The sequence below is a fragment of the Bradyrhizobium sp. 31Argb genome, assembly GCF_043638955.1.
In the GTDB taxonomy this organism is placed as follows: Bacteria; Pseudomonadota; Alphaproteobacteria; order Rhizobiales; family Xanthobacteraceae; genus Bradyrhizobium.
Window position 1 is genome coordinate 1 of record NZ_JBEGDB010000188.1, and the last position, 15,793, is coordinate 15,793.

The 15,793-nt window shown below is 61.3% G+C and carries 17 protein-coding genes and 1 pseudogene; 16 read left to right on the forward strand and 2 right to left on the reverse strand.

Annotated elements, in window-relative coordinates; all coding sequences use genetic code 11:
- Nucleotides 1-248 (reverse strand): helix-turn-helix domain-containing protein (locus AAFX91_RS28385; RefSeq protein ID WP_394568837.1); only part of this gene is annotated, 248 nt, incomplete at its 3' end.
- A gap of 132 nt (nt 249-380) precedes the next feature.
- On the opposite strand from AAFX91_RS28385, the gene AAFX91_RS28390 reads away from it, so the two are divergent.
- On the forward strand, nt 381-656 hold the full coding sequence (locus AAFX91_RS28390; protein WP_394568838.1) for a WGR domain-containing protein: 276 nt from the start codon (nt 381-383) through the stop codon (nt 654-656).
- Between the two features lie 150 nt (nt 657-806).
- Here the strand turns inward: AAFX91_RS28390 and AAFX91_RS28395 are convergent, their stop codons facing one another.
- The gene (locus AAFX91_RS28395; protein ID WP_394568839.1) at nt 807-1,535 is read right to left on the reverse strand and encodes a LuxR family transcriptional regulator; all 729 of its coding nucleotides are present in this window, start codon (nt 1,533-1,535) and stop codon (nt 807-809) included.
- A 204-nt stretch (nt 1,536-1,739) separates the two neighbouring features.
- On the opposite strand from AAFX91_RS28395, the gene AAFX91_RS28400 reads away from it, so the two are divergent.
- From AAFX91_RS28400 to AAFX91_RS28470, 15 genes and pseudogenes are all read left to right on the forward strand, one after another.
- Entirely contained in the window at nt 1,740-2,375 is a 636-nt protein-coding gene (locus tag AAFX91_RS28400; RefSeq protein WP_394568840.1) for an acyl-homoserine-lactone synthase, read from the forward strand.
- A 40-nt stretch (nt 2,376-2,415) separates the two neighbouring features.
- On the forward strand, nt 2,416-3,069 hold the full coding sequence (locus AAFX91_RS28405) for a type IV secretion protein (RefSeq protein ID WP_394568841.1): 654 nt from the start codon (nt 2,416-2,418) through the stop codon (nt 3,067-3,069).
- The gene (locus AAFX91_RS28410) at nt 3,066-3,362 is read left to right on the forward strand and encodes a TrbC/VirB2 family protein (protein ID WP_394568842.1); all 297 of its coding nucleotides are present in this window, start codon (nt 3,066-3,068) and stop codon (nt 3,360-3,362) included. The genes AAFX91_RS28405 and AAFX91_RS28410 overlap by 4 nt, the downstream gene beginning before the upstream one ends.
- Nucleotides 3,362-3,700, forward strand: coding sequence for a type IV secretion system protein VirB3 (locus AAFX91_RS28415; protein ID WP_394568843.1), 339 nt, complete (start codon nt 3,362-3,364; stop codon nt 3,698-3,700). The genes AAFX91_RS28410 and AAFX91_RS28415 overlap by 1 nt, the downstream gene beginning before the upstream one ends.
- Nucleotides 3,693-6,059, forward strand: coding sequence for a VirB4 family type IV secretion/conjugal transfer ATPase (locus AAFX91_RS28420; protein ID WP_394568844.1), 2,367 nt, complete (start codon nt 3,693-3,695; stop codon nt 6,057-6,059). The genes AAFX91_RS28415 and AAFX91_RS28420 overlap by 8 nt, the downstream gene beginning before the upstream one ends.
- A complete protein-coding gene (virB5, locus tag AAFX91_RS28425; protein ID WP_394568845.1) occupies nt 6,056-6,775 on the forward strand; it encodes a P-type DNA transfer protein VirB5 in 720 nt (239 codons plus the stop codon). The genes AAFX91_RS28420 and virB5 overlap by 4 nt, the downstream gene beginning before the upstream one ends.
- A complete protein-coding gene (locus AAFX91_RS28430) occupies nt 6,772-7,020 on the forward strand; it encodes an EexN family lipoprotein (protein ID WP_394568846.1) in 249 nt (82 codons plus the stop codon). The genes virB5 and AAFX91_RS28430 overlap by 4 nt, the downstream gene beginning before the upstream one ends.
- Before the next feature lie 11 nt (nt 7,021-7,031).
- Complete coding sequence (locus AAFX91_RS28435) at nt 7,032-8,018, forward strand: type IV secretion system protein (protein ID WP_394568847.1); 987 nt, start codon at nt 7,032-7,034, stop codon at nt 8,016-8,018.
- Between the two features lie 338 nt (nt 8,019-8,356).
- Nucleotides 8,357-9,028: a virB8 family protein gene (locus AAFX91_RS28440; protein WP_394568848.1), complete on the forward strand. Its 672-nt coding sequence runs from the start codon at nt 8,357-8,359 to the stop codon at nt 9,026-9,028.
- On the forward strand, nt 9,025-9,894 hold the full coding sequence (gene virB9 / locus AAFX91_RS28445) for a P-type conjugative transfer protein VirB9 (RefSeq protein ID WP_394568849.1): 870 nt from the start codon (nt 9,025-9,027) through the stop codon (nt 9,892-9,894). The genes AAFX91_RS28440 and virB9 overlap by 4 nt, the downstream gene beginning before the upstream one ends.
- A complete protein-coding gene (virB10, locus tag AAFX91_RS28450; protein ID WP_394568850.1) occupies nt 9,887-11,032 on the forward strand; it encodes a type IV secretion system protein VirB10 in 1,146 nt (381 codons plus the stop codon). The genes virB9 and virB10 overlap by 8 nt, the downstream gene beginning before the upstream one ends.
- Nucleotides 11,029-12,060 (forward strand): P-type DNA transfer ATPase VirB11, encoded by a 1,032-nt coding sequence (gene virB11, locus AAFX91_RS28455; RefSeq protein WP_394568851.1) that lies wholly within the window; start codon nt 11,029-11,031, stop codon nt 12,058-12,060. The genes virB10 and virB11 overlap by 4 nt, the downstream gene beginning before the upstream one ends.
- Before the next feature lie 208 nt (nt 12,061-12,268).
- Entirely contained in the window at nt 12,269-13,972 is a 1,704-nt protein-coding gene (locus AAFX91_RS28460; protein ID WP_394568852.1) for a type IV secretory system conjugative DNA transfer family protein, read from the forward strand.
- A 160-nt stretch (nt 13,973-14,132) separates the two neighbouring features.
- Nucleotides 14,133-15,128 carry an LPD7 domain-containing protein gene (locus AAFX91_RS28465; RefSeq protein WP_394568853.1) on the forward strand — a complete coding sequence of 332 codons (996 nt, stop codon included), beginning with the start codon at nt 14,133-14,135 and terminating at the stop codon, nt 15,126-15,128.
- A gap of 208 nt (nt 15,129-15,336) precedes the next feature.
- A pseudogene (locus AAFX91_RS28470) lies at nt 15,337-15,793 on the forward strand (transposase); the annotation flags it as partial.

Below are 15,793 nucleotides of genomic sequence, written 5' to 3' on the forward strand. Positions count from 1 at the left end.
CGAAACACTTGCCGCTCTTGCGCCGGCGTCAACTTCTTCGGACGTCCCGTTCCTTTGCGCGACGCCAGCGCCCGCAGGCCCTTCCCACGACCTTTCGCCGTTCTCATCCAGCGGTAAATCACGCTGCGGTGAAATCCATAGCTCTCGACGACGGCGCTCGGCTTTTCACCTTCGCGCACTCGCTCCAACGCCATCATGCGGATTTCTTCCAGGGTTCGATGGTCAAGTTGTCGGCCGTCGCGTTTCATGCCGATAGCATACACCAACGCCGCAACAATGTCGCCTATATTTCTGACCTATGAGTAGGATTCTGAATCGATAGGCTTGATCGATTCGATAATTTAATTGGACGGCAGATTCGGCAGTTGCGATTCTTGCGTATGTCCGAACTCACGGTGCAATACCTCTTACTCGAGCGCTGCGATCCGGCCCGCAACATGGCCAGGTTCTATGTGCTCACGATCGAGCCGACTCTGTTCGGCGATACTGCATTGGTCCGCGAATGGGGTCGTCTCGGCCAGCGCGGCCGGCGGCGCCTCGATCTGTTTGCGGGGCGGGTGCAGGCCGTCGAGGCACTCGAGACTTGGCTCGTGCGTAAAACACGTCGTGGCTACGTCCGGCGAATTTCGCCGCTCGCGAATTCCGCGGAAACATAGGTACGACCGAATTGCGAGAGGTCTGCTTGTCGGCTTAATACTACAAATGATGGCGCGCCACCCACACGGCGGCCCTTGCACTCTTGTTGGCAAACTCACCCTGATTAAACCTGAAGCCGCTCGTGCAAGACCGGAGGGGCATTGTGCGCATCAGGGGAGCAGTCCCTGCCGAAGCGCGAGCGCCACAGCGTGTGGGAGGGTCAATGCCGCAAGATTTCGCCGGGCATTGTCCAGATGAAACTTCACCCCTCGCGGCGTGACATCAAGAATCTCCGCAATGTCCTGCATCGTCTTGCCATCGGAGATCCAGGCGAGACACTGCCGCTCGCGCTGTGTTAGCGGGCTGCCCACCCCGCCGCCTGCCGACCTGCGTCCGATCTTGGCACTGACATGTGCATGATAGGTGAGACCCACCCTTTCCAACATGTCTTGCGAAGTCTCGATGAAACGATCGAGTCCAAGGCTGCGGTCGTCCACCGCCAGCGTGAATGCGGCGAACTGGTTTTGGCTCGAGGGAATGCGAACGGTCAGGCCGGTCCGGATCTTGAAGCTGAGCGCATCGTCAAACAAACGGCGCTCTTTCGCTGACTTTGCGCTTCGCGCCTCCCGCCCATCCCACCGGGACATCCGGCTGGTGTTTCGCGGTTCCTGAAGAACGGGATCGATCTTGTCATATCCTTCCCGAAAATAGTGGCTTGTCCAGCTCTTCGGATAGGATGAGATCAGATTGGGGCCATTCGCGCGTTGACCAAAATAGGCGACCCAACGGAATCCCAAGGCATGCGCGGCTCGTTCCGCAACACGCCGAAAATCATCTTCCGTATGGGCAGCGTGCAGACAATCGACAAATTCATCGCATGCTCTTTTGACATCTTTCATTGCGCCACTTCAGTCACTTCTTAGTTCCCACAATGCGAACAATCTAACGATTCGCGTTCCACGTGCAGGCGTGTATTGCGACGTTGCGGCAGCTTTGCGGCAAGAACGATTCCAAACACTCCCTGTCAGAACTGACAGCGCAACGCCGTGACGGTGGCTGCTTTCTTGATCTCGAAGCTGTGATTCGTAAGTTTGAGGTTAAGAATGAAGGTCATTGTGCGTAGCCGTGCGGCACTCCTGCACGACCCCGAACTAGCGATGGGAATGCATCGCCTGCGAGGGCGCGTGTTCAAGGACCGGCTCGACTGGGACGTCTCTGTTTCCAGCGGATTGGAGATCGATCAGTACGACACCTTCAGGCCGACTTATCTCCTGGCGCTTGAACAGAACGACGTTGTGGGTTGTGTTCGCCTGCTGCCGACCACTGGGCCTAACATGCTGGCGGATACGTTCCCGGTGTTGCTGGATGGCAACCCGGCGCCGAAGGCTACCAGGATCTGGGAGAGCTCGCGCTTTTGCGTTGACACCAAGAGTGTGGCGGCAACGGCTGAGAGTGGTTTGCGCAAAGCAACGTTCCTGCTCTTTGCAGCTATGATCGAATGGGGCCAGCAGCACAATCTTCGGGCCATCGCAACCGTCACTGATCTGCGCATGGAACGCATCCTGCGTCGGGCCGGATGGCATCTCGATCGCCTCGGCACGCCTCATCAAATCGGCTCGACCAAAGCCGTCGCCGGTTTGTTGCCGATCACCGAGGAGGCTCTCGGCGCGATCCGAGCGGCCGGCCAGATCTCAGGGCGCGCGATTGATGCGCCGTCAAGCCTGGCGATCGCGGCCTAACATCGAACGTCCTCAGCTCCTGACAAAAAAGGATCTCACCATGGACCCAGCTGCATTCGCTGCTCTGGTCGAACGATGTGCCCCGGCGGCCATGGCCCAGCCGCTGATGGCCATCGTGCGGCAGGCGAGTTCGTTCGAGCCGCTGCTCATCACGATTGAAGGGCACAAACCAATTCCAATTCAGGCTACCGACCGTGACGAAGCTATCCAGCTCGCGACCGAGGCCATCGCCAGCGGCCAGCGGGTCCGAACCGGTCTCGCCCAACTTGATGCTGAGGAAACAAAGAAGGCCGGGCTGACGGCGGCCACGACCTTCGATGCGTGCCAGCACATTGCCGGCCTTGGTAGATTGTTCGACGCGCGACTGCAGGCTGCGAGCATAAAAAGCGCCGACCGCGAGCAGGCGATTGCCAAGGTTGTCGCGAACTTCGCGTCCAAGGCTTCCAGTCAAGCCTCCGAGCCTCCCATCCAGCCGATGGCGTCTGCCGATCGTGATCGCCCCACCGGCGATACGACAATCAATCCCACCCGCAGCCTCTGCCAGCGAGCGCCCACGCTGGGACGTCTATCGCTCGGGACTAGGCACGTCAGCCTTCGTCTACGAACGATGAGAAAACGTCGTTTTTCCACCTCAACTCGATACCGTCGTCCGGGCTGGGGTCCGGCTGCGGTGCCAATCGGAGCCGTGCCATGACTTCTCCTGTTAAACACTCCGCTGCCCTTCTTTGCATGGGGGCCGTGCTCAGCGTCGCGTTGGTCGAGCCGGCGCTGGCGCAGACCGCGAACATCGAAGGCGTGCTGCAGAACATTGTCAACATGCTGACCGGCAATGTTGCTCGTCTGCTGGCAACGTTGGCGGTCATCATCGTCGGCATCGCCTGGATGTTCGGCTATCTCGATCTGCGAAAGGCGGCCTATGTCGTGCTAGGCGTCGCCATCACGTTCGGCGCCTCCGAAGTGGTCTCGACCTTGACCGGGGGCCATTAATGATTGAGGCAGCGCGTCTCACCGAGGATACCTTGTTCCTCGCCTGTACACGTCCCGCCATGGTCGCCGGCGTCACCATGGAAGCCATGGCGCTCAACGTGATGTTCTCCTGCATCCTGTTCCTGGCAGCTGGGAGCATCGTCTACGGCCTGGTCGCGATTCCGATCCATGGGCTTTGCCGCATCATCTGCCGGCACGACCCCAACATGTTCCGGATTCTGCTCGCCTGGATCGAAACCCGCGGGCGTGCCCGCAACGCCGCATTCTGGGATGGATCGTCCTGCACGCCCCTCACACTCGTCCGTCGGTATCGGACAAGGGAACTCGGTCATGCGTAACAGGGCGCTCAAAAACCGGGAGATCGAGCCCGACGTCTACCTCCCGTTCGGACGGCATGTCACTGACACCGTAATCAGTCTTACAACACGAGCCCTGCTGACGGTGATCCGGATTGACGGCACCTCGTTTGAGACGGCCGAGACCTCGGATCTGAACGATCTTCACGGCAAGCTGAACCTCACCCTGCGCAATATTGCAGATCCGCAGCTCGCGCTCTGGAGCCATTTGGTGCGCCGCCGGACGTCTGTCTATCCGGACGGCGCCTTCCGGTCCGCCTTTGCAGAAGCTCTTGATGCACAATACCGCCAACGACTCTGCCAGGAAGCGCTGTTTCGCAACGATCTCTATCTGACCGTGGTGTGTCACCCCGGCCGTGCGGCAACCGATACGGCGGCTGCGTTCTTTCGGCGGCTCGGCCGAAGCGCTGGGAATTCCGCCGAGGTCGACAGCGCGGCCCTGAAGCGGCTCGACGATGCTACGCGAGATATCGTTGCGGCACTCGACCGTTACGGCGCCCGGGTGCTCGGCTTGTTCGAGCGCGACGGCATCACCTTCTCAGAGCCGATGGAGCTACTCCACGCTCTCGCCTCCGGGGAGTGGATGGCGACGCCATTGCCACAAGGGCCAATCGGTTCTGCGCTCTATTCAAATCGCGTCATCTTTGGCCGCGAGGCCCTTGAAATTCGCGGGGCCGGTGGGTCGCGCTTCGCTGGCATGTTCGGGCTCAAGGAATATCCAGCGTCCACCCGGCCTGGGCTGTTGAATGCGCTTCTTTTCGCGCCGTTTGAACTGATCGTCACACAATCGTTCGCGTTTTTGGCGAAGGCGGATGCCAAGACGGTCCTGACGCGCAAGCAGAACCAGCTGGTCTCGGCCCAGGATCCCGCCGCTTCGCAAATCGATGAGCTCTCTGACGCGCTCGACGATCTCGAATCCAACCGGTTCGTGCTTGGAGACCATCACCTCTCGCTCCTGGTCTACGCCGACACGCCGTCGCAGCTACAGGAGCACATGAGCGTGGCCCGGCGCGCACTGGCCGATGCGGGTGCCGTGGTCGCTCGGGAAGATCTCGGACTTGAATCTGCCTATTGGGCCCAGCTTCCCGGGCTGTTCAAGTATCGCGCACGCACTGGCGCGATCAACTCGCGGAATTTCGCGGCGTTTTCGCCATTCCACACCTATCCCACAGGGCATCCTGTGGGCAACCATTGGGGACCGGCGGTAGCGATGCTCAAGACTGCATCCGGATCGCCCTTCTATTTCTCCTTCCATAATGGCGATCTCGGCAACACCTTCATCTGCGGCCCCTCGGGGTCCGGCAAGACCGTCGTACAGAACTTCCTGCTGTCACAGGCGGAGCGGTTAGGTGCGTCCTACGTGTTCTTCGACAAGGACCGAGGCGCCGAGATTTTCGTGCGCGCGGTCGGTGGCACCTATTTAACGCTCCACAACGGTACCCCCACCGGTTGCGCGCCGCTCAAGGCGCTGGAGCTGACACCGGCAAATCTGTCCTTCCTCGGCGAACTCATCCGGAAACTCGTCACCCCGGAGGACCGCCCGCTGACCGTGATTGAGGAGGAGCGCATCGACTCCGGATTGCGAGCGCTCGGTCAACTGCGCCAGTCGGAGCGATCGTTTGGGACGTTGCGGACGTTTCTCGGCCAGCAGGATCGTGAGGGCATCGGTGCACGGCTCGAGCGATGGTGCCGGGGCGCTCCTTTCGGCTGGGTACTCGATGGCGAACACGACGCCATCGGTCTCGATGCCCGGTTCATTGGCTTCGACATGACCGATCTCCTGGATCATCCCACGGTGCGCACGCCGCTGATGATGTATCTGTTCCATCGCGTGGAGCGCTTGATCGACGGCCGTCGCCTGATCATCGACATCGACGAGTTCTGGAAAGCGCTTGGCGACGAGGCGTTTCGTGATCTCGCCAACAACAAGCTGAAGACCATCCGCAAGCAGAACGGTGTCATGGTGTTCGGGACGCAATCGCCACGCGACGCGCTGGCCTCGCCGATCGCGCACACCATTGTCGAACAATGCCCGACCCAGCTCTTCCTGCCGAACGCACGGGGAACGCGCTCGGACTATGTCGACGGCTTCCATTTGACCGACGCGGAATTCCGCCTGATCAAGGAGGAGCTCGCGCCCGCAAGCCGGCGCTTCCTGGTCAAGCAAGGCCACAACTCCGTGGTGGCGGAACTCGACCTCGGCGGCTTCGACGACGCGCTCGCCATCTTGTCGGGACGCACCGAAACCGTGGAGCTGCTCGACCGCATTCGTAAGCAGGTCGGCGACGACCCCGCGCAATGGCTGCCGGTATTTCACGCGGAGCGGAGGAAAGCCCAATGAAGGTTCAGCGTAGGCCGATGCTTCTCGCCTCCCTGTCATTCACCCTCCTGATAGCCTCACCTGCAGGGGCAGAGATCGTGTTCGATCCAAGCGTGTTTGCGCGGCAGTTCGAGCAGCTGACGGAATTGAAGAAGCAGGTCGACACCCTGACGTCGCAGCTCAAGGTCGCACAGGATCAATTGAGCCAGGCCAAGCAGCTTTATGACAGCTTCAACAAGCGGACCAACGCCAACGACATCGGTGCGCTCTTGAACACGCCACAGTTCCGGAAAGTTCTGCCCCAACAGTTCTCGGACATCGAACGTCTGGTCGCGAGGCAGGGCAGCGGAAATTTTGCGAATTCGATCAACCAGTATCTCAATCAGAACCGCGCCTATGCCGGCAACAATGTCAATTCGTACTACCGGAGCGAGCTTGACCGGATCGCCCGGCAGACCGGAGCCAAGCATTCACTCGGCCAGGCGGTCTATGACACCGCCTCGCAGCGGATCGATGCGCTTGAGGAGCTCAGGGCTCGCATCAGCTCGGCGACTGATGCCAAGGAGATTCTCGATCTGTCGGCGCGGCTGCAGGCCGAACAGGCGCTGCTGCAGAACGACGTGCTCCGAATGCAGGGTCTGGCGATGATCCAACAGGCCCGCACGGACATGGATGGACAGCGCGAGCGGGAGAAGCAGCGGCAACTGGTCGATGAAATGAAGGCAGCCCTGCAATGAAAACGACGAGTTCTATTCTGTTGTTGCTCGTCGCAACAATCAGCCTCACGGGCTGCAACGAGACCGACACTATTCGTCCGACGAAAACAGTCGGCTGGTTTTTCGAGCATCGCGACGAGCTTGCGGTGGCTCTAAAGGCGTGCCGCGACAACCCGGGCGAACTCGCAAAGACGCCAAATTGCGTCAACGCCAATGAAGCCCGCAACAAGGTCACCGTCCAAGAAATGAAAGACGCCCTGAAATAAGGATCGCCGCGATGGCAGTTAACGTCTTCGACAGCTTCTTAAAAGAGTTCGAGCAACCGATTACGGCATTCGTGTCGACCTCGGTTTCGAATCTTGCCGCTTACATCGATGGTCCGCTACGCACGGCCGTAATGCTCTACGTTATCCTCTACGGTTTTGCCGTGATGCGGGGAGCTATTTCCGAGCCGATCATGGAATTCGCCTGGCGGGCGATGCGGATCGTGGTCGTGGTGCTGCTGGCGACGAATTCCAGCGCGTTCCAGCAATACGTCACCGGTCTATTCTTCGATTCCTTACCAAAGGAGATCGGCAATGCATTGGCGGGCTCGGGACTGAATACCGGTTCTGGAGCGCCGTTCGATCAGCTCCTTTCCAAAGGAATTGACGTCGCTAACAAGATCTATGAGCAGGCTGGCCTCACTAACATCGCGCCCGCTCTCATTGCGGCCATTCTCCTGGTCTTTGTGGCCGTCGGGTCGTTTCTGCAATTTGCCATCCTGCTCTACGCCAAAGTGGGTCTCGGCGTTGTCATCGCGCTCGGCCCGGTCTTCATTGCACTCGGGCTATTTGAGGCAACGCGCCCGTTTACAGAGGCATGGCTTCGGCAGGTGGCCAACTTCGTAATACTGTTAGTGCTGGTGGTCGCTCTGGTCGGGCTGATGTTAACGACCGTCAGCGGCTTCATCGACAGGTTCGTGGCCAACGCGGGAACGGCAGGCGAGATGGTCGTCGCTGCGGTCGCGATCAGCGCCGTGCTGGGTCTGTCCGGATACATCGCGCTTCAATTGCCGGTCATCGCAGGTGGCCTTGCTGGGGGCGGCGCGTCGCTCGCAAGCCGGCTGGTCACAAGCCCTCTGGTTGCCAATGCCACGGCCGCGGCCGGAGGGGCCTATGCCGGTGCCCGCTGGTCGGCCAGCCGCGGCCTCGCCGCAATCCGGGCCAGCCGTCAGGGTGGCAGCATGCGGCGCACTCAATCGCGGGGCACGACGGCGGCCTAAGCAATCGTCGCCGGAATCAGGCGACAGAAATAACGGGGGCATCAGAACGATGTGGCGACGACTATTCATCATTTGCATCATCGCATGGCAGCTTGGCGGCTGCGCGAACTGGTCAAAAGGGCCGCCGTCATGTGATGGCCTGGCTCGGCGACCGCTTAACCGCTCATTGTGGGATTGGGAGTCCGGCGCTCCGGCGACACCCGAGCCGCCAGCTTCGCCACCCGCACCCATCATACGGAAGGGCGAAGGCAACCCGGCATCTTCGACCCATCTCGCCGCATCCGGCCGCGGGATCGACGTTGCGGCCTCTTACCGCGCCTGCGGCAAGGAGGCGTAAGATGATCGGGCATGATGACCTGAAAGGCTATTTCGACAATGCGCGGCGATGGGAACAGGATCTGTTGCTGTCGGCCCATCGCTCGCGGCGAATCGCGTGGGTGATTGCCGCTTGCGCCTGCGCATTGGCGGTCGCCTCGGTCGGTGCGGTCGCAGCGCTGGCGCCGCTGAAGACGGTCGAGCCGTTCGTCATCCGGGTCGATAACGCGACGGGTATTGTCGACACCGTCTCCGCCCTCAATTCGACGCCGGCGCGCTACGACGAAGCCGTCACCAAGTATTTCCTCGGACGATACGTTCGCGCGCGTGAAGGTTACAGCTATCCGGAAGCCGAAGCCAACTTTCGCACGATTTCCTTGCTTTCGGGCCAGGGCGAACAGGCCCGCTTCGCAGCCTGGTACCGCGGCTCCAATCCCGAAAGCCCGCAGGTCGTTCAGGGCCGTTTCGGCGTTGCGACGGTACGTATTAAGGCGATATCGCTCCTTGCGGACAATGTCGCGTCCGTGCGTTTCATGAAAGAAAGCCGCAAGGGCGAGGAAACCCATGTGACCCATTGGGTCTCGACCTTGACGTTTTCCTATGCCAACCCGCCGATGTCCTCCACCGACCGCCTGATCAATCCGCTCGGCTTTCTGGTTTCGGAATATCGCGCCGATCCGGAGGTCGTGCCATGAAACGTTTCGCGCTTCTGATCACTTTCGCTCTCGGATTTTCGGGACCGGTGCTGGCGCTACAGCAGCCGGCGCCGGGCCAACGCGATGCGCGTGTGCGCACGGTGACCTACGACCCCGCCAATGTGGTCCGCCTCAACGGCGTCATTCGCGCCTCGACCCAGGTCGTCTTTGCGGATGACGAGGAGATCGCGCATGTTGCGATTGGGGATGCGATCGCATGGGAGGTTGCACCGGCAGGTTCGATCCTGTTCCTCAAACCGCGCGAAAAACATCCGCCGACCAATCTGCAGGTCGTCACGACGCGGCCCGATGGACGCAAACGCTCCTATCAATTCGAGCTGTCGATCGCCGAGACGACGCTGGCCGACAGCTACTTCGTCGTCCGGTTTGCCTATCCCGGCGACGAGATCGAGCGTCGGCGCATCGAGGCGGCCGCCCGAGGCGCCGAGCGGGAAGGCGCGCTGATCGATCAGACGTTTGACCTGCATCATGCCTATGGCGCGCGCAACTGGCGCTTTTCGGCCCAGGGCTCCGTGGACCTCGAACCCGAAGCTGTATTTGACGATGGCAAGGAAACCACGTTCCGCTTCGCAGGCAATCGAGAGATCCCGGCGATCTACCTGATCAACCCGGACGGCTCTGAAAGTCTGGTGCCCAAGGATGTTCGCGGCGAGCTGGTGGTGGTCCACGCCACAGCTCGCGAGTTTCGGCTGCGCAAGGGCGACACCGTGCTCTGCATCTTCAATGAAGCGTTCGATGCGGTCGGCGTCAATCCCGGCACCAACACCACAAGCCCCTCGGTCGAACGGCGGGCGAAGAGGTCATCTCCAACCCTTAAGGCACGATCGGCGGACGCACATGACTGAGCTTGAACATGAGACGCTTGCCGGCGAGCGCGGCATTACCCCGGTGGGAGGAGGGGACAACGGCCGAACAGCGATGCTCAAACGCGGCTTCGGAGCGCTCGCACTGACCGCATTCGCCTTTCTGATCATCTGGGGGACTTGGAAAAGCGACAAGCCGGTCAGCGAATCGGCCCGCAAGCTCATGATCCGCCAAGCGGCGGCGTTCGAGCCCGCCGCGGAACTACCTGCCGCACCCACCACCACGGCCTCCATTCCGGTCGCCCCGATCGCGGCCGCCCCGGCTGCTCCCGCGCCCGCGACGGACCAAATGCTCGAAAGCGCGCGGCGCGCGCCGGTGCTGGCCTACAACCGACCGGTCGCACCGGGACGTCCAGCCCGCGAAACCGTGACCGGAAGCGTCCCCGTCGATCCCTATGATTTTGGGCGGGCCGAGCCACGCAACGAGCTCGCCGACAAGCTGAAACCAACGCCGATTGAGGGCGTGCGCGCGGCGCGGCTGCGCAACCGCAATCTTCTCGTCACCCAGGGCACGTCGATTCCGTGCGTGCTCGAGACCGCAATGTCGTCGGATGTCGCCGGCTTCGTCTCCTGCGTCGTGCTGCGCGACGTGATGTCGGATTCCGGCAACGTGGTGCTCATGGAGAAGGGCACACAAGTCGTTGGCGAATATCGTGCCAATGTTCGGCGCGGTTCCAAACGCATGTTTGTGCTATGGGCGCGCGCTAAGACGCCGACAGGCGTCATCGTGGCGCTGGCCTCGCCCGCTACGGATGCGCTTGGCCGGGCTGGGTTCGACGGCGACATCGACACGCACTTCTGGGAGCGCTTCGGCTCAGCGCTGTTGTTGTCAATCGTCGGCGATGCCTCTTCGATCGGACGCCAGCAACTACAAGATGGCTCGATCCAGATCAACAACACGGCCGGCGCCACCAACACCGCCGCGGGCATTGCCGTCGAGCAGTCCATCAACATTCCGCCGACGCTGAACAAGAATCAGGGCGAGCTCGTCAATATCTTTGTCGCGCGCGACTTGGATTTCTCGTCGGTCTATCAACTCAAACGGGTCGAAAGCCGCACCCAGATTCTCGACCGCACCCTCCCCGGAGGCCTCGTCGGACCGGCAATGGTGAGCAAATGACCGCAGCCGCGCCGATCGAACAGGATGGCGGTCGTCTGGTGCTGGCGCGCTACCTCGAGCCACTGGCGCCATACCTGGCGAACGACACCCTCACTGAAATCGTCATCAACCGCCCCGGCGAGATCTTCGTGGAGGGGCCCAACGGTTGGACCCGGCATGAGCTAGCTGCCCTCACGCACACCTATCTCTCCCACCTTGCGACCGCGGCCGCCAGTCACACTCGTCAGGACATCGGGCCGGAATACCCGGTCGTATCGACCAGCCTGATCGGCGAGGAGCGCTGCCAGATCGTCGTCCCGCCAGCCGTGCCTGCTGGCATGATCAGCCTCACGATCCGCAAGCCCTCGACACTGACTATGAACCTGGACGCTCTTGAGCGGGCAAAGCTGTTCGATGAGGTCCGTTCCGCCAGTGACGAGCTGGACACCGACGAGCATCGACTACTCGCTCTGAAAGAAGCCGGCCAATGGCGCGAGTTCCTCGAGCTTGCGGTGCGTACCCGCCGCAATATCCTGATCTCTGGGGCGACGGGTTCCGGCAAGACGACTCTGTCCAAGGCGCTGATTGGGGCGATCCCGGCGCATGAGCGGCTGCTCACCATTGAAGACACGGCCGAGCTCGTCATCCCGCATCAGAATTGTGTCCGGCTGCTCTATGCCAAGGACGGGCAGGGCGTGGCCAAGATCGGCCCCCGCGAACTGCTCGAGTCGTCCTTGCGCATGCGGCCGGATCGCATCCTGCTGCAGGAGCTGCGCGACGGCACCGCCTTCTTTTATCTCAGGAACGTGAATTCAGGGCACCCGGGATCAATCACGACGGTTCACGCGGACAGCGCCCGCCTTGCCTTCGAACAGATGACTTTGCTGGTCAAGGAGAGTGCGGAGGGACGTGACCTCCATCGCCACGATATCCGTTCGCTCTTGCTACATCTGGTCGACGTCGTCGTCCAAATGCAGAAGCGCAACGGCCGGTATCGTATTTCGGAAATCTACTATGACCCCGTTCGCAAACGCGACCACGCCCGCTAAAGCGGCCGGGGGCACGGCGCTCGCGCTCGTGGCCGGCGCAGTCTTCCTACTGGTCGCCTCGAATGTTCTGCTGCTCGGGCTCCGGCTTCACGACGGTGGCTTTCACTGGTCGGAGATCGCGACAGGCTGGCCGCGCTATGGATCCGACCCGCGCTTCGACCGCTGGCTGACGCTGTCGACCCTCGCCGGCCTGATCGTGGTCTTTGGCTTGCTCGGCGCCGTCCTTCGACACCGTCCGCTTCCCCTTCACGGCAAGGCCCGTTTCGCCTCCGAGCGCGAAATCAAGGCGGCCGGCCTGCGATCGAAGGAGGGCCTGCTGCTCGGCCGCAAAGACGGGAAAATGCTCTGCTTCGGCGGATCGGAACACGTCCTCCTTTACGCCCCTACCCGCGCCGGGAAGGGCGTCGGCTATGTCATTCCCAACCTGCTCAATTGGCCGGATTCGGTCGTTGCGCTCGACGTCAAGAAAGAGAACTGGGATCGTTCCGCCGGCTTTCGCGCAGTGCACGGGCAGGAGGTCCATCTGTTCGATCCCCTCGACGAAAACGGTCGCACCGCGCGCTACAATCCGCTGGCCTATGTGCGCAGCGACCCCGCCGATCTCTATGACGATCTGCAACGCATCGCGGTGATGCTGTTTCCGGCCGAGAGCCGCGGCGATACCTTCTGGTTCGAGGCAGCTCGTTCATCCTTTGTGGCGATCGGGGGCTATGTCGCGGAAACGCCGGGCTTGCCGTTGACAATTGGCGAGATCCTGCGCCAGCTGTCGGCAACCCAGGATCTTAAGACGCACTTCGGCAAAATCATCGCAGACCGCAAGGCGGGTCCTTCCGCGCTGTCGCGGCACTGCATCACGGCGCTAAACGACTTTCTCGCAGCTTCCGAAAACACGTTGAACTCGGTCCGCAAAACCGTGACGGCACGGCTCGGCCTCTGGCTCAATCCCCGGATTGATGCCGCAACCTCGAGTAATGATTTCGACCTGCGGCAGCTGAGGCAGCAGCCGATGTCGATCTACCTTGGGGTGACACCTGACAATCTCGACCGCATGGCACCGCTGTTGAACCTGTTCTTTCAGCAGGTGGTCGATCTCAATACCCGGGAGCTGCCGGAACAAAACCCCAAACTCAATCGCAAGGTACTACTGCTGCTGGACGAGTTTCCGGCGCTCGGCAATGTGAATGTGCTGGCAAAATCGGTCGCCTTCGTCGCCGGCTACGGCATCCGCCTCCTCACCGTCGTCCAGAGCCCGGCGCAGCTGCGCGCCATCTACGGGATCGACGCAGCCCGCAACTTCATGACCAACCATGCCGTTGAGGTCGTGTTTGCACCAAAGGAGCAGGACGTGGCGAATGAGCTCTCGGAGCGCATCGGCTACGAGACTGTCAACGCCCGCAGCCGCAGCGGACCAAAAGGGCTCGCGATGCGTGCGATCAGCGAGACAGTGTCAGAGCATCGGCGCGCCCTCATGCTGCCACAAGAGCTCAAGCTTCTTCCGAAATCCAAGGCCTTCATTCTCGGCACCGGCATTCCGCCAATCATCGCCGATAAGATCATCTACTACGAGGACAGGTCTTTCCTGGAGCGATTGCTGCCGGCGCCTGTCCCCCAGATGCCCAAAGCGCGTTCAAATGCACTGCTCGATGCCGAAATCAAGGAGTTGCGCTCCGAGATCGCTGAGCTGCGTGCGGTACTCCGAGCACGGCCCATGACCGACGAGGAAGTGGCCCATCCCTCCACGATTCCTTCAGGGGCCAGTTTCGATTTCGGGGATGTGGATGTCGACCTTGAAGGCCTGTCCGAAGACGACCTGAGAACCTGGATCCTGAATTACATCGACAGCCAGGTCATTCCGCCGACGCGGCGGACGGGTCGCAAGCAGAAGGGTGAGGAGCATGAGCGCCAGGCATGACGCGAGCGAGGAGTTCAGCCTGGAGCGGCAACGTCGCGCGGGGCGCGCTTCCGCCCGAGAAAAGGGGGAAGACGAATCCATAACAACAGCCCCCAACAAGCCTTCATCCGCGGAGGTGACAGATAGTGCGTTTCCGGACCGTATCCGTCGGAAATATTAGGTGGTGGCCAGTGACTCCGAAAAGGATGGATCCGGCCGCGAAGCGCGGCTCTATGCCGATGCGCGGAAAGAGTACCTCGCGTTCAAGGCCACTGACGAGCGCCTGGTCACCCGCATAACTGCCGCCGAAGTAATCCGGGACATGGTCAGCGTGGCACAGCATCGCCAGTGGGAGGCACTTCACGTTCGTGGCTCCGTCGAGTTCCGACGCGAGGCCTGGCTCGAGGCTGGCGCGCGCGGGATCGATGTGAAGGGCTATCAACCAAGCGAGCTTGATGGCCAGGCGCTTGCTGACCGACGAGCCGCATGGGAACGGGCCCAGGCCCGCACCAACGATGTAGAGGCTCGCTCGGCCTCCGACAGGCCTCTGCAGGCGGATAGGCTCGATTACGACAAGGGCGTATCCGGACGTCTGATGGAGGTCGGTATTGGCCCCTACCGCAACCGCGCCGACGCGGAGCCGTCAACCTATGTAGCCATCAAACTGGACGACGGCCGGCGACATCAGGTGTGGGGCGTCGGCGTTGTAACGGACGTCGCAGATAGCGGCGCCAAGCCTGGCGATCGCATCTCTCTGCGAAGGGATGGCGTCGAGCCCGTCATCAGGGCGATCAAGTCCATAGACGCGGCCACAGGAATCGCAGGCATCGAACGGCGCCAGATGTGGCGCAACATCTGGAGTGTGACGGTGGAGGAACGCCGTGCAGACCGACCGACGGCTGCGCATGATTCCGACCTGCTCGCGGCCCAATCCCAGCTTGTCGTCATCAACAAGCTTGTCGAACGTGCTCTGCCGAACGATGAGAATGCTCGCCAGAGCATTATGGCCTTCGCCAAGGAGCGCATAGCCCAGCATCTGGAAAACGGGCATACGTTTGCGCGAGCGACCTTCATTGAGCCTGTCCGCGACCGTCATGAAGAATCCGTTCGCGCGAAGGAGGGACGTCTCCAGAGCCAAAGCGGCGAGCGTATTAGATTGCTGGAGCAAGAGCGCTAAGCGCTGAATCATCTCACGCGAAGCCGCGATCGACGGCTGACGCCACCGCGCTGGAGCCTGACTTGCGGACGATGACCTTGACGTGGAGATGATAGCTTGAAAAGGTGACCGCTGACAGCAAACCTGTTCGCCGTCAGGACCTTTGAGACAAATTGAAGGATTTTGCGGAGGGAGGATTTCTGGTTCATCGTAGCCACCAGGAGCGAAGATGAAGCAGAAATCCGGACCGGGCAAAGCGCCGGCAGAACAAGTTCTAAAGGACATTCGGCGTCAGACGCGCTGGCATTACTCGGCAGAAGAGAAGATCCGCATCGTATTGGAAGGATTGCGGGGCGAGGAGAACATCTCCGAGCTCTGCCGCCGAGAAGGCATCGCCGCCTCGATGTATTATGGCTGGTCCAAGGAGTTCCTCGAAGCCGGTAAGCGCCGCCTGGCGGGCGATACGGCGCGTGCGGCGACCTCCGGCGAGGTGAAGGATCTGCGTCGTGAGACGGCAGCGTTGAAGGAAGTTGTGGCCAACCTCACCCTCGAGAACCGCCTGCTCAAAAAAAGCATGAACGGGGATGGGGAGGACGAGGCATGAGATATCCTGCGTCCGAGAAGGCCGAGATCATCCAGTTGGTCGAGCAGTCGCATCTGCCGGCCAAGCGCACGCTGGACAAGCT

Coding starts and splice junctions, on each gene's coding strand:
- AAFX91_RS28390 (WP_394568838.1), top strand. CDS start 381: ATGTCCGAACTCACGGTGCAATACCTCTTACTCGAGCGCTGCGATCCG.
- AAFX91_RS28395 (WP_394568839.1), bottom strand. CDS start 1,535: ATGAAAGATGTCAAAAGAGCATGCGATGAATTTGTCGATTGTCTGCAC.
- AAFX91_RS28400 (WP_394568840.1), top strand. CDS start 1,740: ATGAAGGTCATTGTGCGTAGCCGTGCGGCACTCCTGCACGACCCCGAA.
- AAFX91_RS28405 (WP_394568841.1), top strand. CDS start 2,416: ATGGACCCAGCTGCATTCGCTGCTCTGGTCGAACGATGTGCCCCGGCG.
- AAFX91_RS28410 (WP_394568842.1), top strand. CDS start 3,066: ATGACTTCTCCTGTTAAACACTCCGCTGCCCTTCTTTGCATGGGGGCC.
- AAFX91_RS28415 (WP_394568843.1), top strand. CDS start 3,362: ATGATTGAGGCAGCGCGTCTCACCGAGGATACCTTGTTCCTCGCCTGT.
- AAFX91_RS28420 (WP_394568844.1), top strand. CDS start 3,693: ATGCGTAACAGGGCGCTCAAAAACCGGGAGATCGAGCCCGACGTCTAC.
- virB5 (WP_394568845.1), top strand. CDS start 6,056: ATGAAGGTTCAGCGTAGGCCGATGCTTCTCGCCTCCCTGTCATTCACC.
- AAFX91_RS28430 (WP_394568846.1), top strand. CDS start 6,772: ATGAAAACGACGAGTTCTATTCTGTTGTTGCTCGTCGCAACAATCAGC.
- AAFX91_RS28435 (WP_394568847.1), top strand. CDS start 7,032: ATGGCAGTTAACGTCTTCGACAGCTTCTTAAAAGAGTTCGAGCAACCG.
- AAFX91_RS28440 (WP_394568848.1), top strand. CDS start 8,357: ATGATCGGGCATGATGACCTGAAAGGCTATTTCGACAATGCGCGGCGA.
- virB9 (WP_394568849.1), top strand. CDS start 9,025: ATGAAACGTTTCGCGCTTCTGATCACTTTCGCTCTCGGATTTTCGGGA.
- virB10 (WP_394568850.1), top strand. CDS start 9,887: ATGACTGAGCTTGAACATGAGACGCTTGCCGGCGAGCGCGGCATTACC.
- virB11 (WP_394568851.1), top strand. CDS start 11,029: ATGACCGCAGCCGCGCCGATCGAACAGGATGGCGGTCGTCTGGTGCTG.